The 25908-nt window shown below is 44.2% G+C and carries 19 protein-coding genes; 10 read left to right on the forward strand and 9 right to left on the reverse strand.

Features of this window, described 5'->3' with window-relative positions; translation table 11 throughout:
- Nucleotides 1-82 precede the first annotated feature (82 nt).
- On the forward strand, nucleotides 83-2020 hold the full coding sequence (locus tag QZZ22_RS09085) for a DUF2341 domain-containing protein (RefSeq protein WP_292464210.1): 1938 nt from the start codon (nucleotides 83-85) through the stop codon (nucleotides 2018-2020).
- Nucleotides 2021-2060: 40 nt separating this feature from the next.
- Here the strand turns inward: QZZ22_RS09085 and QZZ22_RS09090 are convergent, their stop codons facing one another.
- Genes QZZ22_RS09090 through QZZ22_RS09100 form a run of 3 tightly spaced genes read right to left on the reverse strand, consistent with a single transcriptional unit; the run spans nucleotide 2061 to nucleotide 4733 of the window.
- Nucleotides 2061-3701, reverse strand: coding sequence for an AMP-binding protein (locus tag QZZ22_RS09090; RefSeq protein ID WP_292464211.1), 1641 nt, complete (start codon nucleotides 3699-3701; stop codon nucleotides 2061-2063).
- 21 nt (nucleotides 3702-3722) lie between these two features.
- Nucleotides 3723-4142, reverse strand: coding sequence for a thioesterase family protein (locus QZZ22_RS09095; protein WP_292464212.1), 420 nt, complete (start codon nucleotides 4140-4142; stop codon nucleotides 3723-3725).
- Nucleotides 4143-4157: 15 nt separating this feature from the next.
- A complete protein-coding gene (locus tag QZZ22_RS09100; protein WP_292464213.1) occupies nucleotides 4158-4733 on the reverse strand; it encodes an XRE family transcriptional regulator in 576 nt (191 codons plus the stop codon).
- Nucleotides 4734-4971: 238 nt separating this feature from the next.
- Between QZZ22_RS09100 and QZZ22_RS09105 the strand changes: the two genes are divergently transcribed.
- The gene (locus QZZ22_RS09105; protein ID WP_292464215.1) at nucleotides 4972-6906 is read left to right on the forward strand and encodes a hydantoinase/oxoprolinase family protein; all 1935 of its coding nucleotides are present in this window, start codon (nucleotides 4972-4974) and stop codon (nucleotides 6904-6906) included.
- A gap of 52 nt (nucleotides 6907-6958) precedes the next feature.
- Nucleotides 6959-7738, forward strand: a complete 780-nt coding sequence (locus QZZ22_RS09110; RefSeq protein WP_292464216.1) for an NAD-dependent protein deacylase — start codon at nucleotides 6959-6961, stop codon at nucleotides 7736-7738.
- Nucleotides 7739-7755: 17 nt separating this feature from the next.
- Here the strand turns inward: QZZ22_RS09110 and QZZ22_RS09115 are convergent, their stop codons facing one another.
- Nucleotides 7756-8256 carry a hypothetical protein gene (locus QZZ22_RS09115; protein ID WP_292464218.1) on the reverse strand — a complete coding sequence of 167 codons (501 nt, stop codon included), beginning with the start codon at nucleotides 8254-8256 and terminating at the stop codon, nucleotides 7756-7758.
- A gap of 197 nt (nucleotides 8257-8453) precedes the next feature.
- On the opposite strand from QZZ22_RS09115, the gene QZZ22_RS09120 reads away from it, so the two are divergent.
- Both QZZ22_RS09120 and QZZ22_RS09125 read left to right on the forward strand, forming a co-directional pair.
- A complete protein-coding gene (locus QZZ22_RS09120; RefSeq protein ID WP_292464220.1) occupies nucleotides 8454-9713 on the forward strand; it encodes a diaminopimelate decarboxylase in 1260 nt (419 codons plus the stop codon).
- A 193-nt stretch (nucleotides 9714-9906) separates the two neighbouring features.
- On the forward strand, nucleotides 9907-11496 hold the full coding sequence (locus QZZ22_RS09125) for a S8 family serine peptidase (protein ID WP_292464222.1): 1590 nt from the start codon (nucleotides 9907-9909) through the stop codon (nucleotides 11494-11496).
- Nucleotides 11497-11671: 175 nt separating this feature from the next.
- Here QZZ22_RS09125 and QZZ22_RS09130 read toward each other — a convergent pair whose 3' ends face one another.
- Both QZZ22_RS09130 and QZZ22_RS09135 read right to left on the reverse strand, forming a co-directional pair.
- Nucleotides 11672-11854: a MarR family transcriptional regulator gene (locus tag QZZ22_RS09130; RefSeq protein WP_292464224.1), complete on the reverse strand. Its 183-nt coding sequence runs from the start codon at nucleotides 11852-11854 to the stop codon at nucleotides 11672-11674.
- Nucleotides 11855-11901: 47 nt separating this feature from the next.
- Nucleotides 11902-12315 carry an HIT family protein gene (locus QZZ22_RS09135; protein ID WP_292464225.1) on the reverse strand — a complete coding sequence of 138 codons (414 nt, stop codon included), beginning with the start codon at nucleotides 12313-12315 and terminating at the stop codon, nucleotides 11902-11904.
- Between the two features lie 131 nt (nucleotides 12316-12446).
- On the opposite strand from QZZ22_RS09135, the gene QZZ22_RS09140 reads away from it, so the two are divergent.
- The 3 genes from QZZ22_RS09140 (at nucleotide 12447) to QZZ22_RS09150 (ending at nucleotide 16344) form a co-directional block, all read left to right on the forward strand.
- Entirely contained in the window at nucleotides 12447-12956 is a 510-nt protein-coding gene (locus tag QZZ22_RS09140) for a hypothetical protein (protein ID WP_292464226.1), read from the forward strand.
- 138 nt (nucleotides 12957-13094) lie between these two features.
- On the forward strand, nucleotides 13095-13727 hold the full coding sequence (locus tag QZZ22_RS09145) for a diacylglycerol/polyprenol kinase family protein (protein ID WP_292464227.1): 633 nt from the start codon (nucleotides 13095-13097) through the stop codon (nucleotides 13725-13727).
- Nucleotides 13728-14079: 352 nt separating this feature from the next.
- Nucleotides 14080-16344: an amino acid permease gene (locus QZZ22_RS09150; RefSeq protein ID WP_292464229.1), complete on the forward strand. Its 2265-nt coding sequence runs from the start codon at nucleotides 14080-14082 to the stop codon at nucleotides 16342-16344.
- A gap of 97 nt (nucleotides 16345-16441) precedes the next feature.
- Here the strand turns inward: QZZ22_RS09150 and QZZ22_RS09155 are convergent, their stop codons facing one another.
- On the reverse strand, nucleotides 16442-17005 hold the full coding sequence (locus QZZ22_RS09155; RefSeq protein ID WP_292464231.1) for a flavodoxin family protein: 564 nt from the start codon (nucleotides 17003-17005) through the stop codon (nucleotides 16442-16444).
- Nucleotides 17006-17496: 491 nt separating this feature from the next.
- Nucleotides 17497-20559, reverse strand: a complete 3063-nt coding sequence (locus tag QZZ22_RS09160; RefSeq protein ID WP_292464233.1) for a histidine kinase N-terminal 7TM domain-containing protein — start codon at nucleotides 20557-20559, stop codon at nucleotides 17497-17499.
- Between the two features lie 594 nt (nucleotides 20560-21153).
- On the opposite strand from QZZ22_RS09160, the gene QZZ22_RS09165 reads away from it, so the two are divergent.
- On the forward strand, nucleotides 21154-23994 hold the full coding sequence (locus QZZ22_RS09165) for a M1 family metallopeptidase (RefSeq protein WP_292464235.1): 2841 nt from the start codon (nucleotides 21154-21156) through the stop codon (nucleotides 23992-23994).
- 222 nt (nucleotides 23995-24216) lie between these two features.
- On the opposite strand, the gene QZZ22_RS09170 is transcribed toward QZZ22_RS09165, so the two are convergent.
- Nucleotides 24217-24915: a transcriptional regulator FilR1 domain-containing protein gene (locus QZZ22_RS09170; RefSeq protein ID WP_292464237.1), complete on the reverse strand. Its 699-nt coding sequence runs from the start codon at nucleotides 24913-24915 to the stop codon at nucleotides 24217-24219.
- 343 nt (nucleotides 24916-25258) lie between these two features.
- Between QZZ22_RS09170 and QZZ22_RS09175 the strand changes: the two genes are divergently transcribed.
- Complete coding sequence (locus QZZ22_RS09175; protein WP_292464240.1) at nucleotides 25259-25897, forward strand: VTT domain-containing protein; 639 nt, start codon at nucleotides 25259-25261, stop codon at nucleotides 25895-25897.
- The last annotated feature ends 11 nt before the right edge of the window (nucleotides 25898-25908 follow it).

The raw sequence follows: 25908 nt of genomic DNA on the forward strand, positions 1-25908 counted from the left end.
ATATGTACTAATGTTTCATACAGGTTTTACGCATTTAAAAGTGAGCTGTTAATTAAGAAATTACTCTATGAAGGTGAGTGGCTTGAAGATCAGGATATTGTGGTATGGCTTGATAACTTTGTTGTTCATTATTGGATTCACACAGACATGCGCTGCTTTAACATATTCTGGTGGCGGCGAGTGGAAAAATTCAACTGAGATAAATATAAAAGATAATTCCAGACAGGACCTTACTAATTATCAGATCCCTGTTGTCCTGAACAATTCCAACTTCGACTTCTCCAAGGCCCAGAATGCCGGTCAGGACATACGTTTCACTTCAGGTGACAGGCAGTTGCAGCACTGGGTGGAGGAATGGGATGTCCAGTCTGGAAGAGCAAAAATATGGGTCAGGGTGCCCTATATCGCTTCCGGTGAAGCCACCAGGATCACTATGCACTACGGAAATCCGCTTGCAACTGATATAAGTTCCGGCGCTTCCACTTTCCAGTTCTTTGACGACTTTAGCGGTAATAATCTTGCTTTTGGGAACTGGGAACAGTTTACAACAGGCGGAGGCCAGATCAGTGTTGTTTCCGGGACTTTGAGGCTTATAGTTCCGGACTACCATCCTGCAGATATTTCCAGGATCAAGTCCAGCGATGATTTCCCTATTAACTCGATGTTTGTGGTAAAAAGGAAGAAGGTCACCACCGGAACGGACTCCCGTGGTCCTGTGATTGTCCAGGGCTTTGTGGATTCCCGTAACGAGGACAGAAGTAACATGCTTATCAGCACCGAACTCGAAAGGGAGACAAAGGTCAACTGGATACTGAAGAACAGCACCGCTGATGTCAGTCGCACAACAGCTGACCTGACAGACCTTAATGTCGCCGAAGACACGTGGTACACCACAGGGGTTGCATGGTACCTCGAAGATGAGCTGGGGAAAGTAGCGTTCTTCAAGGATGGTGCAAGGGACAACAAAATGGACTTAACCACCACCGAGAGAACAAATAATCTTAATCTGATCAACGTGAAGGCTTACCTTTTAGCAAGAACCTATCCGGATGTTTCAGATAACACCGGATATGCAGCTTTTGATTACGCCTATGTGCGTAAATTCGTTTCAGGAGAGCCAACTGTGACCGTAGGTAGAGTTACGGGAGCTGCTGCACAGGAAAGCACAAATGATACACCGGAACCTGCTAAAATCAATGTTACTGTGCCTGGTGGCGTGATAAATGCAGTCCGCATCTTCGATACCACAACATATGATGCCTCCTCACTGGAAGAACTCAACGCCAGTGGCTTTAATCTGATAATGGTTCGGACAAATGAAGAGAATATATGGAGCCTTGAGAGGTTTGTGAAGAATGCCCACGAAAACGGGATCCAGGTATATGCTATGATCACCAGGGATGCGGGAAACTCCACTAGTATGATGGACACGGCACAGCAGGTTGCAGACTACAACAATAAGTCCCTGGCACGCTTTGATGGAATGAATATTGCACTCAATCCGTGCAGTGAAGATCCAAACGAAGCATGCGAAGATAACCTGGCCTTGCTTGAAAGCCTGCGTGCAAGCTCCGGAGGCTTGCCGATAGCTGTTGATGTGCCTGTTTCTTACGACAGGTCTGCATTGCAGGAAGTTTCGGATGAGGTTGAATTCTTCATTCTCCTTACCTACAATGAGCAGGGAGAGCATTTGAACAATACTGCAACAATTATTGATTCTATTTCAGCAAAAATGGGAGAGGTCAGGGGAGCGGGAGAAAATGCCCTGATAGGTATTGCTGTTGACGAGGATTATATGACAGACACGCAAGTACAGGACCTTATTGAAGGATTGCAGGACTATTATTCACAGGACACGGCTTTCATGGGTACTGCAATAGTGGTCTACGAAGACTACCGGGAATACTCTCAGGTAACACCATCAACAGATGAAAACAGGGCAATACCGGCTTTCACAGTTCTGATTGCAATCAGTATGCTGCTTGGTGCGGTATATATCCTAAAGAAAAAAAATAAATAATGGATAGATGATGTGGAACTCACATCATCGAATATTTTCTTTAAACTTTTTCCCTGAGCAGTTCACTGGCCAGATCCTTTAGCTTGAACTTCTGGACCTTTCCGCTTGCGGTCAATGGGTATTCATCCACGAAGAAAACATGCTTGGGAACTTTATAACGTGCTATCCTTGACAACGCATAATCCCTTACATCCTCTTCTGTAAGACTGGCACCGGAATCGAGGATTACAAAGGCTCCGACTATCTCGCCATATTTCTCATCGGGTATGCCGACCACCTGGGCACTATTTATGCCAGGCATGGTGAAAAGGAATTCCTCGATCTCCCTTGGGTAGACGTTCTCGCCGCCTCTTATGATCATATCCTTTATGCGTCCTGTGATACGGTAGTAACCGTTCTCATCACATGTACCAAGGTCTCCACTGTGTAACCAGCCGTTCTCATCTATTGCCTTTTTTGTCTCCTCCGGCATTTTGTAATAGCCTTTCATTACATTATAACCACGGCAACATATTTCCCCGATAGTGTTCGGAGGGAGGGGTATATAGGTTTCCGGATCCATCACTGCGGCTTCCACGCCGGGGAAAACTCTGCCGACTGTCTCTACACGAAGCTCAATAGGATCATCAGTTGTGGTCTGGGTGATTCCCGGAGAGGCTTCTGTCAGGCCATATACAATAGTGATCTCGTTGCAGTTCATTTCGTTTATGACCTTTTTCATGGAATCGATAGGACAGGTAGAACCAGCCATAATTCCCGTGCGCAGAGAAGAAAGATCGAACATCTTGAACATTGGGTGAGTGTATTCGGCAATGAACATTGTAGGGACGCCGTATAAAGCCGTACACTTTTCTTTCTGGACAGCCGCCAACACCATAAGGGGATCATAAAGTTCGAGCATCACAAGTGTTGCCCTGTGGGCAAGGATAGCCATTACCCCCAGCACGATCCCAAAACAATGGAATAACGGAACTGGAAGGCACAGGCGGTCAGCACATGTAAACTTCTGCCTGTTTCCAATGGAAAACCCGTTGTTCAGGATATTGCTGTGTGTCAGCATAACGCCTTTGGGAAAACCAGTGGTACCTGATGTATACTGCATATTGATGACATCATTGCAGTCAAGCGTTGACTTGATACTTTCAAGCTTCTCGTTGGTACTGTGTTGTCCCAGCAACATCAGTTCACGGGTATTGTACATTCCACGGTGCTTTTCCTGCCCGATGAATATAACACTTTTCAGATGCGGGAACTTCTTGCTCTTCAGGTTCCCACGGTTTTGCATCTTTAATTCCGGAACCAGTTCATACATTATATCAATGTAGTTCACATCCCTGAAACCGTCTATGATGGCGAGTGCTCTCAGATCAGCCTGATTCAGGACATACTCTACTTCGTGTATCTTGTATGCGGTATTGACTGTAACGAGAACCGCACCGATCTTAGCGGTCGCAAACATGAAGGTCAGCCAGTCGGGCACATTCTTTGCCCATATACCTACATGGTCTCCCTTTCCTATACCTATCTCCAGCAGGCCTTTGGCCATCAAATTAACGCGCTCATCGAATTGCTTATAGGTGAACCTGAGGTCTCTGTCAGGATAAACTATAAACTCCCTGTCAGGATCTTCCCTTACCTGTTTTTCGAATACATCGCCAATGGTATCAGTTATAATCTCCATGATATCCGGCTCCTTTCAATGTCATTGTTTTCCTATGTTTTCCGCATCCACAAGGTGTTCTTCAAGCGATCTTCTGATATCGTCCGGAATGGGCACGGACTTCTTGTTAATGAAATCGTAATGGACGATCACTACCTGTCCTTTGGCACACAGTTTCCCGTTCTGCCATGCATCATGCCCGATCGTGAAGGAAGAATTGCCTATCCTTGTGATATAGGTGCGGATGTCCACATCAAAGCCATAGCTTATCTCACCGACATAATCATATTCAGACCTGGCCAGGATGAGCCTCCATTTCTCAAAGCTCAGATCAAGGTCAGGTGTGAAAAGCCTGAAAACAGGGTTCCGTGCCTGTTCGAACCAGATAGCAATGGAAATATTGTTCGCATGTTTCAGTCCGTCGATGTCTCCGAATCGGGGAGTAACTATTGTATTGAACATGATCATCTTCCGGGTTCAGAGAGGGGCATACACTACTGCAAGTATCTGTGCGTCTGAACCTACGGCGTGGACATGATGAGGGACAATGGAATCATAATAGATGCTGTCTCCTGCATTGAGATTGTACTTGTCTTTTCCATAGAGTATCTCAATTTCCCCTTTGGTCACGAAAATGAACTCCTCACCTTCGTGGGATGATAGTTTCATCTCAGCTGACTGTGGCGGATGGACATCAATAATAAAAGGCTCCATATGGCGGTCTGCCTTATCAGAGGCAAGGGAGAAGAAGTCCAGGGTACTGGTCTCACATTTATCGCAGTTGCCGGAGAAGCGTACAACATTCTTTGATTTGCCCGCTTTCACTACAACCGGTGCGTTGTGGGGAGCATCGTCAAGGAAAGTACCCAAGCGAACCCCAAGTGCCCGGGCTATCTGCAGAAGGGGAGTCAGTGAGGGAACAAGAGCTCCTTTTTCAAGCTGGTCAATGAGTTCTGCGTTTGTGTTGCTGGCCTGTGCCAGGTCTGCCACTGACATTTCCTGCGCCTCTCTAATCTGGCGTATCTTATTGCCTATCAGGTTTTTTTCCGACATGGTACTTCCTCATATATTTACATGAATAGAATAAGCAAATAATAGGATAACGTAATTCGTACGGCATTTTGAGTTAAAAGTCTATCCTTTTGTTGCCAGTTTGTATCGTAATTCTAAATAAGATTTGAGTAATAAGATCAACACTATTAACAGACTATCCGACACCGTCAGACAAACACTTAACAACTCTTATATCCAATGAATTACAAATTATTTTGAAATACTAACAGGTGACAACATGCACTATGGTCTTGGGATAGATGCCGGAGGAACATACACAGACGCCGTTATAATACGGGGTTCTGATGGGGTAGTGGTTGACTCAAAGAAATCTTTTACTACGTATCCTGACCTGCAGGAGGGTATCAGGAATGTACTGGATTCTCTTGATAAAGAATATATGGAAGATGTCAACCTTGTGTCGGTTTCAACAACCTTGTCTACAAATTCATTGCTTGAAGGTACAGGCGTGCCTGTAGGTCTCATAATAGTAGGTGAGCAGCCTGTGGAAAATGTATTTCCCACACAGCATATCAAATGGGTAGCGGGTGGACACGACACGAGAGGAGACGAGGAATTTCCCCTTGATGTGGATGCTGTCCGGGAATTTGCCCTGAAGACCAAAGATATAGTTTCAGCTTATGCCGTTTCTGCCTATTTTGGTGCACGTAACCCGGAACATGAGGTTAAGGTCAAGGAGATAGTAAGGGAGATCACCGGAATGCCGGTGGTCTGTGGACACGAACTCTCCCTTGAGCTCGGAGCCTATGAGAGGGCCGTGACAGCAGTCCTGAACGCACAGCTCATCCCCATCACCCATCACTTTGTCAGTTCCGTTATGAAGGACATCAAAAGAAGGGGCATCAATGCACGGATGCTGATGCTCAAATGCGACGGTTCTGTCTACAATATCGAGGATGCACTGGAAAAACCTATCGAGACCATTTTTTCCGGACCAGCCGCCAGCCTGCTGGGAGCGTCCTACCTTTCCAAGATAGAGACCTGTGCCGTAATAGATGTAGGAGGCACGAGCACGGACGTATCCATGCTGTATAACGGAGTGCCCGAGATAAGCACATCAGGCGCAGTTGTAGGAGGATGGAAGACAAGGGTCCGGGCTATGAAAATGGAAACCTCGGCAACAGGAGGAGATAGTCACATATGGGTCACAGATGACAGGGTCCACGTCGGACCACGGCGGGTCATTCCCCTGTGCGTGGCCTCAGCACAGTATCCTGAGTTCGCGGACAGGTTAAAGAAAAGCAGGAATCTCCCAAGGACACTTATGGATGAGAATTACCAGCCAACAAAGTTCTTTGTCAGGACCGGTTACGAGGCTGCAGGTCTCGATGAACAGGAAGAGGAGTTGCTTTATGCAATAGGTTCAGAACCAGCCTCAATAGCTGAGATAAGCGTACTGCTTAAAAAGAGTCCTGCCACCAAAGTACTTGATTCTCTTATAAGGAAGAGGCTGATCCAGGGAATCGGGTTCACCCCCACCGATGCGCTACACGTACTTGGGATATATACGCAATGGGATGTCAATGCTGCGGAGATGGGAGCATCTCATCTTTCAAGATATGTCCGGAAAGGAAAATACGAGTTCTGTGCACATGTAAGGGAGCTTGTGGCGAGGAACATGGCAGCAGACCTCATGTCTTTCATTCTGCCGCATCATCCTGAGGATATGATAGCTGACCTCCTGAACCGTACCTATCCTGCAAAGTTCAAACTCGAGGTACCGGTTGTATTGCTCGGTGGGCCCGTACAGGCACATGCCGATGAACTTCGTTCGATGATCGAAGCAGAAGTGGTTGTCCCGGATTTTGCAGAGGTTGGGAATGCCGTCGGTGCCCTTGCCGGAAAAGGAGTTAAGCGGATAGAGATAACAATAATGCCTGCGTCGATCCAGAACCCTGACGAGGATTTCCTGGTATTCTCCCCTCTTGGCAGGGAGCGTTTCCAGGTGTACACTGACGCCGTGGATTTCGCGACCAGGGTAGGAAAGGAACTCGTGCTGGATTATGAGAAAAGGTGCGGAATACTTGAACAGGACACACAGATAACAGTTTCCAGAAAGACGATGTCTCCCGAGACCTGGCCACATCCTCCTCTTGAAACAAGAGTGATTGTCGTGGGTGTGGGCAATCCAATGATGGTGCTGAAGGATTAAGAGATAAATAACACAGAAAATGTAATAGTTATTGTGCTTAGAACATACAGAAATGGACAAACTCATCGACCTTCTTGAAAGATCAAAACACTGTGTATTCCTGAGCGGAGCAGGTATCTCCACATTCTCGGGTATTCCTGATTTCAGGGGCAAAGATGGGATTTACAGGAAGTTTGACGCTGATAAGATATTCGACATCGATTATTTCCACTCTGAGCCACAATATTTCTATTCTCACTCAAAGGATCTTGTTTATAATGTTGATGAGAAGGAGCCAAGTTTTATACACTACACGCTGGCAAAAATGGAACAGATAGGTATAGTTAAAACTCTCATCACTCAGAATATCGACCAGCTACACCGAAAAGCCGGCTCTTGTAACGTTATTGAGATACACGGGTCAGCAAGGGAGAGCACCTGTCTGTCTTGCGGAAAGAAATTCCTCTATGAAATTGTGGCAAATGTTGTCAAGGAAGGCACGATACCAAAGTGTGATTTATGTACCGGCCTGCTCAAGCCTGACATCATCTTTTTCGGAGAGATGTTGGACGAAAACACAATCAAAAAAGCCATGTTAGAGAGTTCCCTCGCCGACCTGTTCGTGGTCATAGGTTCTTCGCTGCTTGTGCAACCAGCAGCCTCCCTTCCTCTTTATGCGGTGAGGAACGGAGGAAAACTTGTGATAGTCAATGATATGCCAACTCCGGTGGACAGGTATGCAGACCTCAAATATAGTGACCTTGAGGACGTGTTCAATAGTCTAGAAAGACATTTCTGTAGTCATCATCGGCCTGAACTAAAAGATGGGTCTACCCTTAAAGATGAACGGTGAAACGGCAATGCACCCTCTCACCCGTTATGAGGATACTCAAATGCGATTTCCAGTACGCCATTCCTGTAGCTGGATATGGCGGTATCGGGATCGACTCTTGCAGGCAATCTTACAAGCCTTGAATAACCAACACCATCTATCATGACATTGATCTCGACCTGCACATCCGATGAATGGTATTCAACACTATCTTCATCAGCCCCAAGATCAGCCAGCAGGTACACTCTGTCACCTGTCTGCTGGACTTCGATCAAAGGATCTTGCTGCAGGATATAGAAGTCACCCTCCTTCTCTCCCTCGTCACTTGGTTTCACTGCCCTTCTCCCCTCAAACCCAAAGATCGTTGGATTCTTACCAGGCTGACTGATGATGGTAAAACCCTGTACCAGAGGCCGGTCAGCGTCATCACTGATGCTGTTCTCAAGCATGTTAAGGATATGGTCTATCAGCTGGTCAACCGTCTCGATCCTTTTTTCATTGGACTCATCGTCATTTTCATGACGTCTTTTATCGTCCATGTATTCATCTCCATTCATATTTTCGCTTTCTTCGTTTATATGGCTATGCTTCGGAGGCTGATTTTGTTTTACCATATGCGAACAAGAAATATAAAAATTAAACGCACAAAAAAATAATTCCCTTCCCCTGAAGATTTCCAATCAACTATTTATTTGTGTATTGACCTCATATGGACTACTCGTAAAGAGGTAACATCATGGTCTCAAAGGAACTGCCATTCACGCAAGAGAAAATAACCGAAATAATCACAGAACACCCAACGCCTTTCCACCTATATGATAAGAAGGGCATCCTTGATAATGCCAGGGAGTTAAGGAAATCTTTCAGCAGGGTGCATGGTTTTAAGGAGTTCTTTGCAGTAAAGGCTTTACCAAATCCCTACATCATGAAGATCCTTAAAAAAGAAGGGTTTGGCGCTGACTGTAGTTCAATGGCTGAACTGCTGCTTGCAGAAAAAGCAGGTATTGTAGGCGAGGATATCATGTTCAGTTCCAATGATACACCTGCTGATGAATTTATCAAGGCCAGGGAGCTGGGTGCGATAATCAATCTTGATGATATCAGCCATATAGAGTTCCTCGAAAAGACCGCAGGGCTGCCTGAGCTTGTATGCTGCAGGTACAATCCAGGTCCTCTTAAAGAAGGAAATGCTATTATTGGCAATCCACAGGAAGCCAAATACGGATTCACAAGGGACCAGTTATTCGAAGGATACAGGATGATGAAAGATAAGGGAGTCAGGCGCTTTGGACTGCACACAATGGTCGCATCCAACGAGCTTAACCCGGAGTATTTTGTTGAGACTGCACGCATACTTTTTGATCTGATTGTAGACCTTTCCAGAGAACTGGATATACACTTTGAGTTCGTGAACCTTGGAGGAGGCATTGGCATTCCTTACAAGCCTGAACAGCAGCCTGTTTCTTATGAGGCAATAACCACCGGGGTCCGGAATGCATATGATGAGATAATAAGAGCTAATGACCTGCATCCGCTCAGGATATACCTTGAGTGTGGAAGAGTGATTACTGGTCCCTATGGATATCTCATAACAACTGTCAGGCACATGAAACACATATACAAGGACTATGTAGGCACTGATGCCAGCATGGCAAACCTGATGCGTCCGGGTATTTACGGAGCCTATCACCATATAACTGTACTGGGCAAAGAAAAACATAAACCAACGCATATGTACGATGTCACAGGGTCTCTCTGTGAGAATAACGATAAGTTCGCGATTGACAGGAAACTGCCTGAGATCGAGAGAGGCGATGTGCTGGTGATCCATGACACAGGAGCCCACGGATATGCCATGGGTTTCAACTATAATGGAAAACTGAGGTCAGCCGAAATCCTGTTGAATGAAGATGGAAGTTTTGTAAAGATAAGGAGAGCGGAGACTGTGGATGACTATTTTGCCACGCTTGACTTTGAAGGCCTCGAGAACTTCTGATAGCCCGATCTTTTCCTGGATGTAGGGATTTACTTCCTGTATTTATCCCTATGTCCACAAATTCCTCTTTTTTTAGTCCCTATTGCTATCGTTTCTTCAAGACCTATATTATAACGCTATAGTTCTAATTTCATAACATATATATATTAAGTCATTAACCAGTTGAATTGAATTATAATTCAATGGTGTTTCAATGACCCGACAAAAACTAACCCTACTAATCGTATTATCAATTCTGCTTTCTTTCCTGGCAGTCCCTGCAGGAGCAATACAGGAAGACAGGGATAACGAGAAGATTCCCGTACTTATTAATTTCAAAGGGAAGACGAATGCAGAACTTGTACAGGCCTATGGCGGAAATATAAAACACGAGTATACAATTGTTCCGGCAATAGCTACAGAACTTCCTCAAAAGGCAATCGATGCCCTTTCAAAGAATCCTAATATCGCTTTTATTGAGCCCGACGGCCAGGCACAGATTCTTGCAGATGAAGTGCCATGGGGTATTACCCGCATCAATGCTGTCACTGTACAGTCTGAGGGTTTCACAGGCACCAGTATAAAGGTGGCTGTCCTGGATACAGGTATCGACTACAATCACCCTGACCTTAAAGCGAATTATCTTGGTGGTTACGATTTTGTCAATAAGGACAATGATCCAATGGATGACCACAGCCACGGAACCCATGTTGCAGGCACCGTTGCGGCTGCCAGCAATGGCATTGGCGTGCTGGGGGCAGCACCACAGGCAGGACTGTATGCTGTGAAAGTTGCTGACAGTTCAGGATACTGCTCATACAGCAATATCATAGCAGGCATTAACTGGGCAGTCGACAATAATGCGGATATAGTCACAATGAGCCTTGGTGGCACATCATCCTCATCAACACTCAAGAGCGCATGCGACAATGCATACAGCACTGGTGTCGTGATCGTAGGGGCGGCCGGTAATTCCGGCGGTGCTGTCATCTACCCTGCAGCCTATAGTTCGGTGATAGCAGTCTCTGCTGTTGATTCAACCAACACGAGAACATCGTGGTCATGCTATGGCCTCGAAGTAGAGTTTGCAGCCCCTGGCGTCAGTATCAGGTCAACCATGCCCGGAGGTCTCTATGGTTCCAAGAGCGGTACAAGTATGGCAACTCCGCATGTTACCGGAGCTGTTGCCCTGTTACTGAGCACGGATGTTGCAGGCACAAGTTATGATGCCAACAAAAACGACAAGTGGGACCCTGCAGAGGTCCGCTCCAGGTTCCAGAACACAGCAACAGATCTCGGTGCCACCGGGAAGGATAATTATTATGGCTATGGTCTTGTGGATGCCTATGCAGCTGTCACCGGACTTAACATTGCACCTGCAACCGATGACACATCGACTGAAGTTGACGCACCTGTCGAAGATGATACATCATCAACAGATACCGAACCTGAAGTAGCACCAACCACTCCCACAGAGATTGCAATGTTCGTGGGCAGCCTGACTGCAACAAAAGAGTATTCGACAAGAGGTAAGAATACTTTTGGAGGAGCTATGGCTACTGTGAAGATCGTCGACCAGAATGGAAAAGCAGTTTCCGGAGTGACGATCAGTGGAAGCTGGAGCGGCCTGACAAGTGCATCAGTTTCAGGAACAACTGATTCAAACGGGATTGTGAAATTTACATCCTCTCAGGTAAAGAACCCAAGCGGCACCTTCACATTCAAAGTTACAGGGGCTGCCTGTGGCGGATATGTGTATGATGCTGCACAGAATGTCTGTTCAACAGTAAGTGTGAGCTATTAAATTCGAATCAGGCAATAGAGGCGTATCTTTAATCAAGTGCGCCCCCCTTTTTTTCAATGGATTTTTTGCTATTTTACCTTACCTTTGTTCCACCATGTATTTGTTATGTTTGCTGGTAATAAGGCAAAAATAAATAAATTAAAAGCAGGCAAAAAAGCAGGTTAGATTAGCCTGCTCATTCGGAAGGTGCATAGAAACATCTTTTAGGTGAGCATATAGTGCCTGCATCTTTCATGAATTTCAGCGTCTTGCTTACCTCTTTGCTCTCTATCCCTGTCATCTCTGCAATATCTCCGGGTCTGAGCGGCTTTCCTGCATTTTTCAATGCCTCAAGGACTTTTTCTTCATTCTGGGTCATTTTTTCCCTCTTTCATTTTTATGGAACAATTCATCATCGTAAGTTCATCAGAATGCTTTTTTGATCACTTCAGCCAGCTCACTGATGTTACCGGTACCGGGATGCTGATTCACAATAGTGTGCATGGAGCCGCCCTTATCGTTTGCCCTTCTTGGGATTATGTGTACGTGTACATGGGGTACACTCTGGCCTGCCACTTCACCGTTGTTGAGGCCGATATTGGAGCCGGGGACATCCAGTGCCTTCTCCACTGCTTTAGCAACCCTGTTCACAGATGCAAAAAGTGAGGATGCCTCCTCCTCACCCATCTCTGTGAACCGCTGGAAATGCTTTTTCGGAAGGACTATAGTATGCCCTTCGGAGGTGGGATAAATATCCAGAAAAGCATATGCAAAATCATCTTCATAAATCTTGTATGACGGTATCTCACCTGAAATTATCTTACAGAACAAACAATCCATGAACATCACCTGTAGGAACTTAGAGATACGGTTATTTATTTATTCTGATTGACAGTTCGGTACATAAGTTGCTATTTCTATAGACATGGTCTTATACTATTTCTGCCTAACTTATATTGAGTGGTATGACCATGAACAGGAAACAGGCAATAGCAGTCGGGGTGTTGATAGCAGGAATCCTGTTATTCTCAAACCTTGCACTGGCAACAACTGCAGAGAATGGAGAGAATGAGACATATGCGAATCTGGCAAGCGCCGATGACCTATACACTGAACTTGAAGAACAGATGGTACGCTATAATGCCAGGCTTGACGATGTCCCATGGGTAGTGAAAAGAATAGCTGGTAACGATGTGATTCTGCTTAACATTACTACAAGCGATGGTGAAGAACTTTACATACAGGCAATAACTAACAATGGCGAGATCCTGTATTTTGAAAGAGTATCCTCACCGGATGAAGTCGATCCTTCAGTTACAGTCACAACAGATGAGGAAACCGCAAGAGAGATAATTGATTCCTCTGAGCCGTATAATGAATTCAAAGATGTATTGAACAGGGATGAAGTATCAGTAGAAGTTGAGAGCACAGTAAAGAGGATTGCGCTTGGAACTCTCATGACAGTAAATAGGATCCTATAAAATGGTTATCTGGCGGTCGCTCTGTGATAATGCTGCCAGAGATATCCTTTTTTAAATTCCCATACTTAATATAAGATTGGAACCTAAAATCATACTTACGAGATAGTATGATTCCTAAAGGGGAGGCCTTTCGCAGATATGAGCGATAAAGGGCTTTTTTTGGCAGGCGAGGTCGGACGTCAGTTTATACATATTCTCACAGGCACTGCTGTTCTTATTGCGATATATTTATCGGGGCGTTATGCAGTCCTAGTATTTACGGCCCTGTTGATTGTAACTGTTTTTGCCTCAGTATTGATAAAAAAATTCAACCTTTCCCAACAAACATCCGGTGTATTTCGCAGACTTGGAAGACCAGGAGTACAAAATGTAAAACTTCAGGGAACCATATTGTTAATCTCAGGAGTTCTTGTTACTTTGTTATTATTCCCAAGGAATATTGTTTACGCTTCAGTAGCGATAGTTGCTCTAGGTGACTCGGTTGCAACGATCGTGGGTGTTTTGATCGGAAAACATAAGTTGCCATATTCCCAAAGCAAAACGGTGGAAGGAACGCTGAGCGGGCTGGCTGTTGCTTTTGGAGGAGCTCTCCTGTTCGTAACACCCTTTCAGGCTTTTGTAGGTGCTGCCGGAGGAATGCTTATTGAAAGCACAATTAGTCTCCAGACAGTAAAAGAAGCAGACATGAAAGGGATAGTAAAGTTCTTTCTTAACGATAACTTTATGATCCCTGTTTTTTCAGCTTTCCTGATGTTACTTGCCAGCAGATAATTTTTTAATGTGTAAGAGGCGAAGATACCAGAAGTTTAGCTATTTCATTCCCAGGCTACTCATATATTGGTGCTGCCGTTAAGTGCTTGGAGAGCACGGTCTCTCCTGCTATCTTGAGAAGATACTGCATCAAAATCTCCTCGCAGGGCCTTGAGTGAGTATTTCTCCACGTCTATTTCCTTACGGGTACGTACACCCAGTCTCCTGAATAGCGATACCGGAGGGCACCAACCATGATTTCCATGTACTGCTCTAGGTACAAAATCGATAAAAAGAGTATATGTGCACTCCTATAAACATGCAGAGGAAACGATTATATAATCCTGACAAAGAGAGTTATCGGGGACTTTTGTTGGAGAATGGAGAGAATGGGGATATGGGGAATAGTGTTGATCCTGAAAACGGGGAAACTTTGCAAGAGAAAGTGGAGGAGCAGAAAGGTGCTGTTACCGGGAGAAAGCTATTCGGTACTTTCGAAGGGGTGTTCGTTCCAACTCTTCTGACCATCCTGGGTGTGATAATGTACCTAAGGGAAGGATGGGTCGTGGGTAATGCAGGTCTGCTGGGTGCCTGGCTGATAATACTGATAGCTTTTAGCATCACTCTTTCCACGGGCCTTTCTCTTTCTTCGGTGACCACTAATATAAGGATAGGGTCAGGAGGTGCTTTCTCTGTGATCTCCCAGTCACTCGGCCTTGAGGTTGGAGGAAGTATAGGGATACCACTTTATCTTTCCCAGACACTCGCTGTGGCAATGTACATATTCGGCTTCCGTGCCGGATGGAGATGGATCTTTCCGGAGCATCCGGCCATCCTCGTAGATCTTGCAATATTCTTCGTGCTTTTCATTGTGGCCTATATCAGCACATCCCTGAGTTTCAAGCTCCAGTTCATAGTTCTTGTGGTCGTAGCTTCCTCATTCGTGTCCATAATATGGGCCGCGTACCTGGGTTCCATGCAGGAGCCTATCACGTGGTGGGGTTCATTTGAGGGCTCCCCTGAGACAGGCTTTTCAGGGATTGGTTTCTGGGGAGTCTTTGCTGTCTTTTTCCCGGCAGCCACCGGTATAATGGCAGGTGCTAACATGTCAGGGGAATTGAAGAATCCCCGCCGTAGCATTCCCCTTGGAACCATCTCTGCTATTTGCGTCAGCCTTGTGGTCTACTTGTTGCTTGCCCTGTGGCTGGCAGCTTCAGCAAGTAATGATGAACTTCTGGGCAACTATACTATTATGGTGGAAAAAGCTGCCTGGGGACAACTGGTTATTGCTGGCCTGCTGGGAGCTACGTTCTCATCAGCCCTATCCTCTTTTGTAGGTGCACCACGGATCCTCCAGTCCCTTGCAAACAGTAAAATATTGCCGGCAAGCGGATGGTTCTCAAAAAGATCAGGGTCAGGGGAACCACGCAACGCAATAGTATTCACCGGCCTGATAATCTTCCTGGCATTGATGCTGCGCAGTCTGAATGCAATTGCTCCTCTCATCACCCTTTTCTTCCTGATGACGTATGCAATGATCAATATAATCGTGCTCATCGAACAGAACCTGCAGCTTGTAAGTTTCAGACCCCTCTTCAGAATCCCCAGAGCAGTCTCCTTTGTTGGTGCTATTGGGAGCGTATTTGTTATGTTCATTGTCAGCCCCGTGTTCAGTTTACTGGCAGTCGTAGTTGTTATATCGATACATGCATACCTGTTGAAAAAGCATCTTAAGACACCTTTCGGAGACGTGCGTAGCGGTCTTTTTGTTGCCATCGCAGAGTGGGCGGCAAAACAAACTTATAAGATTGCTCCCTCGAACGAAAGAACCTGGAAAGCTAACCTGCTGGTGCCTGTGGAGGATCCGAATGTGCTTACAGGAACATTCAAACTCCTCAGGGATATTACCTACCCTAAAGGTTCGATCAAGTTACTCGGCTTGACAGGGAAAGTGGATGAGACTAAATTCTTCTCCCGTCTGACAGACCTGACAGAATCCTTCAGGGATAGCGGGGTTTTCTCTTCCTGGACCATTGTCGATACTGCGGCATTTGAGAAAAATCTCATTGTGGGTATGGAAGCATTGGGCGGCTCTTTTTTCAGGCCCAGGGTATTGTTCATTAACATGAGCAGCTTTGACGGTCAGTACGAAAAGGTAAAGAATGTTATCCGTAAGGCCGCAGAGCGCAGGATTGGTATCTTACTGCTCGCTATACATAGTGATGCTGCTTTTGGGAGAGAGGAATCCATAAACCTGTGGATAAACGATCGAAGTCCTGATTGGGACATAAGCATGGATCTGGGAAATATGGATCTTTCTATCCTTATATCCTACAAGCTTAAAAGAAACTGGAAAGCATCTCTGAAAATGATAAGCTGCGTTCGGGATAAGCGGAATGCCCCAAAGGCTAAGGAATACCTGGAAAACCTTGCTGAGATAGCAAGGATCCCAAATGTAATTACTGAAGTGATGAATGGAGATATGGGATCAAATCTTTCCAGGGCTTCGCAAGCCTCAATAAACATATTCAGTATGGATAATGAAATCGATTTTGAGTTTATTCGCCGGGCTGTGGAACAGACAGGATCCTCATGTTTGTTTGCACTTGACTCAGGAGAAGAGAATGCGTTTGCATGAACAATTCAGTCAAAGGCAAGGGTTCAGGAGAATTATGATCACGGTTAAAACAGGCATCTGGCGGCGGCCCTGATTGCCGCCAGATATATCTGCCCGTTCATTCAAAAAGGCGGGCCCCGGATTCTTTCGCGGCTTCCATGAGCTTTCCTTCCTCTTTTACTCCGCCTGGCACATGATGACCTGCATCTATGAACGTACCTTTGACATCCATACCGAGCATGCCCAGTGTTTTTGAGAATTCATCATAGACCCCATTGAAAACACCAGCTTCGGGAGCACCATGCGCCCCGACTATTACTGCTTTCTTCCCGGGAATAAGACGTGATGAGAAGTCAGGGTTCAAAAGCGCAAAACACCGATCAATGAAAAGTCTCATCTGTCCAGTAAACTGGAAGAAATATATCGGAGAGCCAAATACAAACCCGTCTGCGTTCTTCAGAGCATCATATGCTTTTGTCATGTCATCTTTTATCTTACAGCCATCGACGGTCCTGCAATAATCGCACCCCTGACATCCCCTGAGATTCATATCATTAATGTATACTTTTTCTACTTCGGCACCTGCCTCCATAGCTCCATCGAGCACCTGCTGTACCAATACATCTGTATTCCCATTCTTTCTGGGACTTCCAACAAAACCAACTACTTTCATTGCAATCATTTCCTCTTGGTGTTATTCTTGTTCTGCCTGTACTGCTTGTGGACAACATTGATGCATCAAACAGTATTAAACAGTAATGGCAGTTAAATAGGTAGTAACTATACTTATAATTGTAGTTTGAAACAGCGATGCATTAGTACCGGTTATACAGGTATTTTAATATATACCGTAAATTATTAAAAGGATGAAATATTATATGTTACTGGTATAGTTGGCTTTCTGAGATGTGTGTATTCATTGTACATCCCCTTCCCACTTTGCCCGTCAGTTTGGCCACATCTCAGAATACAGCCTCACACTAAATGATGCACTATTCTTCTTTCCCGTCCTTCTTCTGCGATTCCTGTTCAAGCTCTCTTTTGCCAAAATCAAGGATCAGGTGATTACATCGCCCGCTTTTAGCCCCGCATACTTTACAATATCTTGCCATATGCATCTATATATCCTAAATGATGTACAAATATGTTTCTTGTTAAGCTTGCATTGTGGTCTTACTGTGTTCCCATATCCAGCTCGATCAATGCAATCTCATCCCCCATTCCCTGCAGTAATGCCCGGACTTCCGATTCATCGAGTTCCACTGCTTCTTCCAATCTTGCCGCCATTTCAGCCAGGATAGTGCAGCCCATGTTAAGAGCACTGCCCTTCATCTTATGGGCGCGTTTCTTTATATCTTGCATGTTTTTCTGCGAATATGCCATCTTTATATCTTCAAGGCCTTGGGCAAAAGTGATCATTGCTATTGAAGTCAGCGTACTGAACAATTCCAGGTTACCATCAATGTTAGCCAACAACTGTTCTCTGTTAAAACGCTCAGCACCGCTGCTCCCGATGTCAGTGGACCTGGAAGTGCATTCAAATTCAGGCAGCCATCTTTGTAGAACATCCCGGATGGTTTCAGCTATAACAGGCTTAGTGACGTAGTCATCCATGCCTGAATCAAGGCAGCGCTCCCTTTCACCTTTCACCGTGCCTGCAGTCAGGGCGATGATCGGGATGTGGCTGCCATTTCTGGAAGTTTCAGCTTCGATTTCCCGGATTGCACTGGCCGCCTCATACCCGCTTCTTCCGGGCATCTGGATATCCATAAATATCAGATCCGGCTCAGTATCCTTAAATGCCCGGACCGCTTCGTTGCCGTCCACGGCTTTAATTATCTTTGCATCCGGTAAACATAATGAAAGAATAGCAGATGCAAGTGTCATATTTACCTCATTATCTTCAGCGACCATAATAGTGTACCTGCGATGCAGTACACGCGATTCGCCCTGTTTGGCAGAATCCCCCGTGCAGGCAAGGTCACTTTCAGGAGATCTTGCATGTGCAATCGCTTCGAAAAGTTGCGACATTTTGACAGGCTTGGCAAAGATGGAACGGATACCCAGCTCTTTGTAACTTTCATAGATAGATGAGCTGTCCGAGGAGTTATGCAGAATAATGAAGGCTTGCCCGCTGGTAGTGAAGCCGGGTATCTCACGCATGATTCGCACAAGTTTTAGACCATCCATCAAAGGCATATTATGATCAACGACGACAAGATCATAATCGATCTGTTCACCTACCATATTCAGCGCTTCTGCCCCATCAACTGCAGTGTTAGCCATGATGCCTCTGGAAACCAGCATATTCTGCAAGATAGAGCGGCTGGAAGCATTATCATCCACGATCAGAACCTTGCGGACATGTGAATGGTCATAGTTTACAATTGTACTATCCTTTTCTGGCGGGAATATAGCAGTGAAATAAAAAATACTCCCTTCCCCACATTCACTTCCAAGCTCAATCCGGGAACCCATTTTCTCAAGAAGCATATTGGAAATGGTCAGCCCAAGCCCGGTACCACCATATTTTCGGGTAATGGAACCGTCCGCCTGTGAGAATGAACTGAATATCCGGGACTGTTTATCCTTTGCAATGCCTATCCCCGTATCCCTCACTGAAAACGTGAACTCCATATCGTTAGTGTCCGGGACTGGAGAGGCTTTAACCTTCAGCTCGACCTCTCCCTCTTCAGTGAATTTCACAGCATTCCCCAAAAGATTCACAAGCACCTGTTTCAGTCGTAACCTATCGGCAACAATATAGCGAGGCAAATCTGCAGGTATATTCAGCAGCAGTTCGAGCCCTTTCTCATGGGCCCTGTATTTAATGATATCCACTATCTGCTCACATAATTCGACCAGATCGGTCTTCTCAGTATCGAGTTCCAGTTTGCCGGCCTCTATCTTGGACAGGTCCAGCACATCGTTTATCAGGTCTAGCAGTGAGATGGCTGATGAGTAGACGGCCTGCATATATTGCATTTGCGATTCTGTAAGTTCTGTCTGCATAAGCAGATCCGAGAATCCGATCACTCCGTTAAGAGGCGTGCGCATCTCATGGCTCATCATAGTAAGGAACTGGCTCTTGGCACTGTTGGCCATCTCTGCGTGAGCAGCCATAGAATTGGCATGCTCTGTAGTTTCTTTGAGAAGGCGGTTCTTTTCAAGCAACTCTTTCTCCGTATTCTTCCGCTCAGTGATATTGTTAAGAATGACCATTTTGCCTCTAGTGTTCCCTTGTGTGTCATAAAGCGGCAAGAAGGTCACATTCAACCAGAAGATAGAACTTTCAACATTATTTTGAACCTCAATACTAATTTTACCTGTTGCATCAGATTCTGTGCTCAGGATTTCACGCCACGGATCCGCTAGTTCCAAGACATGTTTCCCTATGTCATTGGCATTCATTTGCAGATATTTCGTGGCCGAGTTATTAATGTCCACTATCCTTTGTTCTTTATCCATAACGATGACACTGTCAGGGATGTTCTCAAAAAGCAAACTGCGGGCCAGAGGAGCCAGATTGAACAATTTATATTGAGTCAATCCTGCAAAGATGACAAGACCGCTCAATGTAAGGGAAAATGGGGCAGGATCAATGCCCCCGGGTTTCATTCCTGCCAGGAAGAGCACCAGAGTAAGGAACGGGATTATGGATCCCATAATTACAAAGAGAATCTGCTTTCGGAAGGCCGGTGCGGTTCCCAGTAGCATGCTGAAAAGCAGACTTATGCCAAAAACAATACAAAGGATGCTATAGGATTGTTGTATCCAGTACCAGATTCCCGGCTCATAGATAAGTACCGGAAAAGGACCGTCGTTGCTCATATAAAAGCCTTTGTGGAAAAGATTATGGAATTCAGTTGTGAACACCAGAAGGATAGTTATCAAGGGAATAAGAAGAAAAATAGCTGTCAAAGATGCTGACATCCAATGCTTCCTGCCGGTGTAATTCATCGCAAAGAATAGGAAAAAGAAAGGCATTACGGAAACACCAAGATATTCCATCTTATAAAATATAAGAACCGTATGCAGTGTAGTAGAGGATATCTCAAGCAAATAAAAGAAGGAGTAAATTGCAGTAGAGACCAAAAGCATACTAAAGCAGGTTGCTCCCGGAGTTTTTTTTAGTTTTTTAATGCTGAAGGCCAGCATACAGAGAATGAACACAGAGGCGATCAAAGGAATTGTGTAAACATTGAAATACATATCAACCTCTTTTTTATGGGACACTTTCCTGCAACCTATTTAGCCGAAAATGCCATAAATGATAGTTTTCTGCCTTTTAGCATGTTAGATAATGTTGTAGTATTATCTACTTTTAGACATCTTAAGTATATATAATTGCTTAAATATAAGCCTTGAGAGCAAGCTCCTCATCGTCACACTTTAATGAAGATACAAAAAGACATGTGTATACTTCTACAAAAAGGCGGTTGGTATTTTAGGTTTAACCAAAGATATGTTTTGTGTTGCATATCATTGCGACTCTTTAATAAAATAATTAGAGATTTACTAAGATATTTTCAAATATCTAATAATTTTGGTAGGTATGCCAATGTCGTCTGTATGATTCAAATGACGATTTCTACAGAGTCGTTATACTCCTTTTTTTTGTAATTTAATTGGAATTGAAGGAATTGGGCTCACCATTAAAAAGATTGTAGTGACAAAAGACATATTGAAAGTTACTGATGAAGCACTATTTATAGCACTTTCCCCATTCCTTTTAATATGTTGGTGTGAGATTTATGTATCTCAAGAAGGCGACTTCAAAATTGCTGAACCATGAGATGATCATATTCTGTAGTTCATATAGGTGATTTGATGGAAAGAATATACAAATACTATCCGGAGGATTTCGGAGAATTAACTGTAAAAGTCGTACACATGGACCTCCTTTTCGATATGTTTGCCGACTATACAAAAGTAACATCTAAGCTGAAAATTAAAACCCTTGAAAATCCTATCACTGAACTTGAACTGAACTGCAAGAACCTTGAGATCATATCCGTAAGTTGCATAGAACAGGATATTGATTATGAATACAAGAAAAAAGATGATATCCTCCTGATAAAATTCTGCCAGGCCGTATCTGAAAATACTGAGATCATAATCATTACCCATACCATCTGCAGACCTACAAAAAATATACTGGAAGGCCTCTATTATGATGAAACCCCTGCAGGCGCTCCACCCCAGCAGATAACCCAGTGTCAGCAATGGGGATTCCAGAGAATCGTGCCATGCATAGATGACATGGTAGCCAAATGCACTTACACTACAACCATCATTGCGGATGAGAGGTATACCAATCTCATAACCAACGGCGATATTACAGAAGCAAGGCATTCGGTTGGAAATGGAAGGGACATGATCGTCTATGAAAACTCAATTACGCCTATGGCCCCGTATCTTTTTTTCCTGGGTGTGGGCACCTATGACACATTCAAAAGAGAATTCGAATATCCGGATGGACACACCTTTGACCTGGAAATGCTGGTGCCTCCTGGTTCTGATCCCTTGGTAGCTCAGAAAGCTCTTGATGTTCTCCACGATTCTATTATGTGGATCTATCTTTTCACAGGCAGCCATCAGTACGATCAGTTTGAAAAACGAAGAGATATCATGGCTATGGTCAGGGAAAGGGACCTGCTTAAAAGTAAGGCTGACGATGCTAGTGAACAGATCGAAAAGATAAGGGGAGATCTGAACAAAGCAGTAGGATCGATACGGACCGGATACAGATATACAGGTTCCGTTTACAGAGAAATAGGTATGCAGAATTCCAATTTTGGTGGTATGGAAAATGTAGGAAATACAACCATTAGCACCAATCGCATAATGCCCTTCCCTCAGATGACTGACAGTGCTTTTGAGTATATGATGAGGGTAAAGGTTCATGAATTCTACCATAACCTGAACGGCTCCGAAGTAACCGGGAAAAGTCCTTTTGAACTATGGCTTAACGAGGCAGTTACCGTTCATATAGAGAGAATGTATCATGCATACCATTTTGGCGAAAAATATAGCCGTCTTCAGGAAGTCCTTGATTTTCTGGCTCCCGGCTCCGGAACCTTTGCTCTTGACAGAGGAGCAGCTTCCATGCCGATCATTCCGGATGGATTCAATGACCCTGATGATCTTATCACTGCAGTGACCTATGTAAAAGCTCCTGAATTTGTAGCGATGATAGAAACCCTGATTGGGAAAGAAAACTTTGCAAAGGCACTGAATGTCTATCATTCCAGATATAAACACTCAAATGCTTCAAGCTGGGACTGGATCGAAGTGATGGAAGAGGTTTTGGGACAGGATCTTAACGGAATGGCAAATACCTGGCTGAAGCAGACACAGTTCCCGTTAGTCCATGTAAGGTCTTCATATGATGGAAATAAAAGAACTTTTATATTGTCCTTAGAACAGGAAATTCCAGAAGGAGCAGCATTTTGGGAATTCCCGGTGTGTGCAGCCCTTGTAGACGAGCAAGGAAATGATCTTGCCGAAGTTATGGAGCAGATGAAGGGCAAGGAAAAAGAAATATTCATCACTGATGTGGATAAACCTGCTTTTTTATCCATGAACCGGGGATATTCTTTTTTTGGCAAAGTAATTCATGATGTGGATATTGATGAGCTGATTTTACAGGCTAAAAAGGACAGGGATCTGATAAACAGGTTCATTGCATTCTACAAAATTGCAGATATCGAAAAAATGGAATTAATTGAGGACATTAATCGTCTTCCTTCAAAAGGATTTACAGACCTCTATCATGAGCTTATCCGGAATCACGACCTTATGAAGGAAGCGGGTGCTCAGTTCCTGACGATCTTTGAATCCGTAGAGGATGAGAAACTTGCACACAGGTACCAGTTGTTGTATGAAGTTAAGCAAAAACTTCTCAAAGCAATAGCAAGCAGACATGAAGATTCCCTAATATCACTTTATCGGGTTTACAGTGAAAAGGAAAATATATCTAAGAATAAAGATCAGGATCATCTGAATGAGCAGGTAAACGCGATCAAGGATCGCCAGGTAAAGAATAAGTGTTTATCAATCCTTTCGATCCTTGATACTCCCATAGTACACGATATTATCCGGGAACAGTTTGAGACAGCCCGGAACGCCACGAATAAATTAAGTGCTTTGAGTTATTATCTTGACAGTTCGGCACCTGATAAGATCCAGCTTATGCAAACTTTCCAGAACGAGGCAGAAAAACATCCGGTAAGCTGGGAAGCTTTCCTGAGGGTTATAGGAAGTAATAACGGTGATAGTGTGTTTGACCTGGTCAGACAGGTTGAACAATCCGAGGCTTTCAGGATAGAACAGGCAAATGACCAGCGAGCCCTTTACGGAAGTTTCGCGTTTAACCGGAAGAAATCTCTGCAAACCGAAAAGGGACGGAAATTGCTTGGAGATATAGTTCTCAAGCTGGCAGAAGTCAATGAATACAATACAGTAAACATACTCAACGTCCTTGCCAACATTGATAAGATGGAAGACGAATATCACATACCTCTTGTGGGAATGATGGTTGATTTCCTGGATAAGCTTGATTCTGACCATACACCAAGCGTGTACAACAGAATCAGGAAGATATTGCTTAATACTCCAAAAGCCGTGAAAAGATACGAAGAAATTTATGGGAAAATTAAGCTGGGTTAAGACCTGAAGTATACTTCAGGTCTGTTTTTACTGTAAGGGTCTGACTACTTCTGCAACGTAATCGATATTTCGGCTCTGTAGAAGTCCTCAATATTCAGGTAAGAGTAATAGTCCGTGATTATCTCAAATGTACTGCCAGCTATTGACCGAGCTGGTCAAAATTGATGAGATGATGCCGATATTGATAGGTTTCCTACATAGCAAAAAAGGTGCCAATAGGAATTATGCAAAATATCTGTTTCTTGGCTGAACCTGGGTAACTGGAATTGAATCCTCAAAATAATATCCAAACAGATCTTTACCCCACTCAGCTGCAAGCGGGTTTGAGCATAGAACTCCTTTGTTGTCATATCCTCCATTGTTCTTCAGCAGGTGAAGCAAGAGATAATAGTCATTGTACATGAAATCCTGAAAAGCCATTTTCTTTGGATAAATATAGAAGTGAACAGATTTGTTTTTGACAAGCTTTTCTAAGTATCTAGTACAACGACTCCCTGCTTTGTCAAGCATGGTCTTTGAGAGGATAACATGTATGCTGACATTCTTTTGAGCAAGATCAGATAATGATGCAAGATATTTTGGATCAAAGAACGCAGTAACTACAAAAAGAGAGCCAGACATGAAGGAAGTTTGGATAATCTCCCTATTAAGTTCGTCTGCATTTGAAAGGGGAGTATTTACTACTTTACACATTCCCAGCTCATCCACTCTTTTTATGAGGTGAGAGGGGATGAGATCAAGACGATGGCTTCCCCAGTAATCAATATCGCTGTCCAGGACATTAGCAGTGCTTAACAGAGAAATCATTTTACTAACCATTAGTTTCCCTATAGTTGTTAACTTCCACACATCTTCGGATCGGGCGACAAGGAAACTATCTTCTAAAACCCTCATGTACGAAAGTAAATCCTGCCTGCTCATTTCCAGTGACTCGAAGATAAACTCCGTGTCATGAGGTCCGCTCTTTAAGAACAGAAGTATATTCTTTATTTCCTCACATGAGAATACAATATCAATGACTGGTTTGTTCACTATCAGCACGTTTCCCCAAAACTCACCATCCCCGTCCCATATCAAGTATGTAAATGTAGATACTTAAACCAAACAGAAATTGTGGTAATAAGGGCAAGTACAGGTTTACAGCTCCTCGATCAGAGATGAGACCATCAATAAATTCAATATTAAGAACAGCTACCAGTCCTAAAGCAAAGACCTCTAAACAAAAGATACAGTAATGTATAGGTAAAATATATTCCTTTAAACAATGCCATCTGAAGACAACATCACTGGAACGGTCAGTTCCGGGAAACCCACGACTTTCTGTACACTGACAGATGATGCGGTTTCTACCCGAAGAAGGGATATTCTGATCTTAGGACTGCTAATTATATTCATTTTAGCATGGTCTGTTTTTCTGGTACACTATCCGCCGGAAGAGATTGTCGGGCATCTGGGAGTAAACAATACATACCTGCTTGTTTTCCTGCTGGCTGCCATAGGCGGCGTGTCTGCGTTCACTTCAACGTCCTTTTACACAGCACTGGTAACGATATCCCTGGGAGGAGTCGAACCGGTATGTATCGCAGTTTTTGCAAGTGTCGGGCTTACATTGGGAGATATCGTATTCTATGTTATCGGTAAAAAAGGAAAACAATGTGTTCCTTCAAAATATGGAAAACATCTAGGCCGGTCTTTGCAATTAGTCAAAGATGCCGGTGACAAGAAAGTAGCTTTGCTGATATTTGCCTACTCTTTGACCCCACTCCCCAGTGACATACTGGCAATTGGACTTGCACTTGCGGGTTTCCCCCTTAAGAAAATGGTGCCTCCGTTACTTATAGGGAACTTTGTACTTATTCTTGTGCTGGCAGAGCTCGCTGTATATGGCTATCAGTTATTCTAGGCGCAAGAATA

This window comes from Methanolobus sp. (genome assembly GCF_016278365.1).
GTDB lineage: Archaea > Halobacteriota > Methanosarcinia > Methanosarcinales > Methanosarcinaceae > Methanolobus.

Coding starts and splice junctions, on each gene's coding strand:
- QZZ22_RS09105 (WP_292464215.1), top strand. CDS start 4,972: ATGCACTATGGTCTTGGGATAGATGCCGGAGGAACATACACAGACGCC.
- QZZ22_RS09170 (WP_292464237.1), bottom strand. CDS start 24,915: ATGAGCAGGCAGGATTTACTTTCGTACATGAGGGTTTTAGAAGATAGT.
- QZZ22_RS09095 (WP_292464212.1), bottom strand. CDS start 4,142: ATGTTCAATACAATAGTTACTCCCCGATTCGGAGACATCGACGGACTG.
- QZZ22_RS09100 (WP_292464213.1), bottom strand. CDS start 4,733: ATGTCGGAAAAAAACCTGATAGGCAATAAGATACGCCAGATTAGAGAG.
- QZZ22_RS09130 (WP_292464224.1), bottom strand. CDS start 11,854: ATGACCCAGAATGAAGAAAAAGTCCTTGAGGCATTGAAAAATGCAGGA.
- QZZ22_RS09145 (WP_292464227.1), top strand. CDS start 13,095: ATGAGCGATAAAGGGCTTTTTTTGGCAGGCGAGGTCGGACGTCAGTTT.
- QZZ22_RS09110 (WP_292464216.1), top strand. CDS start 6,959: ATGGACAAACTCATCGACCTTCTTGAAAGATCAAAACACTGTGTATTC.
- QZZ22_RS09175 (WP_292464240.1), top strand. CDS start 25,259: ATGCCATCTGAAGACAACATCACTGGAACGGTCAGTTCCGGGAAACCC.
- QZZ22_RS09140 (WP_292464226.1), top strand. CDS start 12,447: ATGAACAGGAAACAGGCAATAGCAGTCGGGGTGTTGATAGCAGGAATC.
- QZZ22_RS09135 (WP_292464225.1), bottom strand. CDS start 12,315: ATGGATTGTTTGTTCTGTAAGATAATTTCAGGTGAGATACCGTCATAC.
- QZZ22_RS09155 (WP_292464231.1), bottom strand. CDS start 17,005: ATGATTGCAATGAAAGTAGTTGGTTTTGTTGGAAGTCCCAGAAAGAAT.
- QZZ22_RS09090 (WP_292464211.1), bottom strand. CDS start 3,701: ATGGAGATTATAACTGATACCATTGGCGATGTATTCGAAAAACAGGTA.
- QZZ22_RS09120 (WP_292464220.1), top strand. CDS start 8,454: ATGGTCTCAAAGGAACTGCCATTCACGCAAGAGAAAATAACCGAAATA.
- QZZ22_RS09115 (WP_292464218.1), bottom strand. CDS start 8,256: ATGGACGATAAAAGACGTCATGAAAATGACGATGAGTCCAATGAAAAA.
- QZZ22_RS09125 (WP_292464222.1), top strand. CDS start 9,907: ATGACCCGACAAAAACTAACCCTACTAATCGTATTATCAATTCTGCTT.
- QZZ22_RS09165 (WP_292464235.1), top strand. CDS start 21,154: ATGGAAAGAATATACAAATACTATCCGGAGGATTTCGGAGAATTAACT.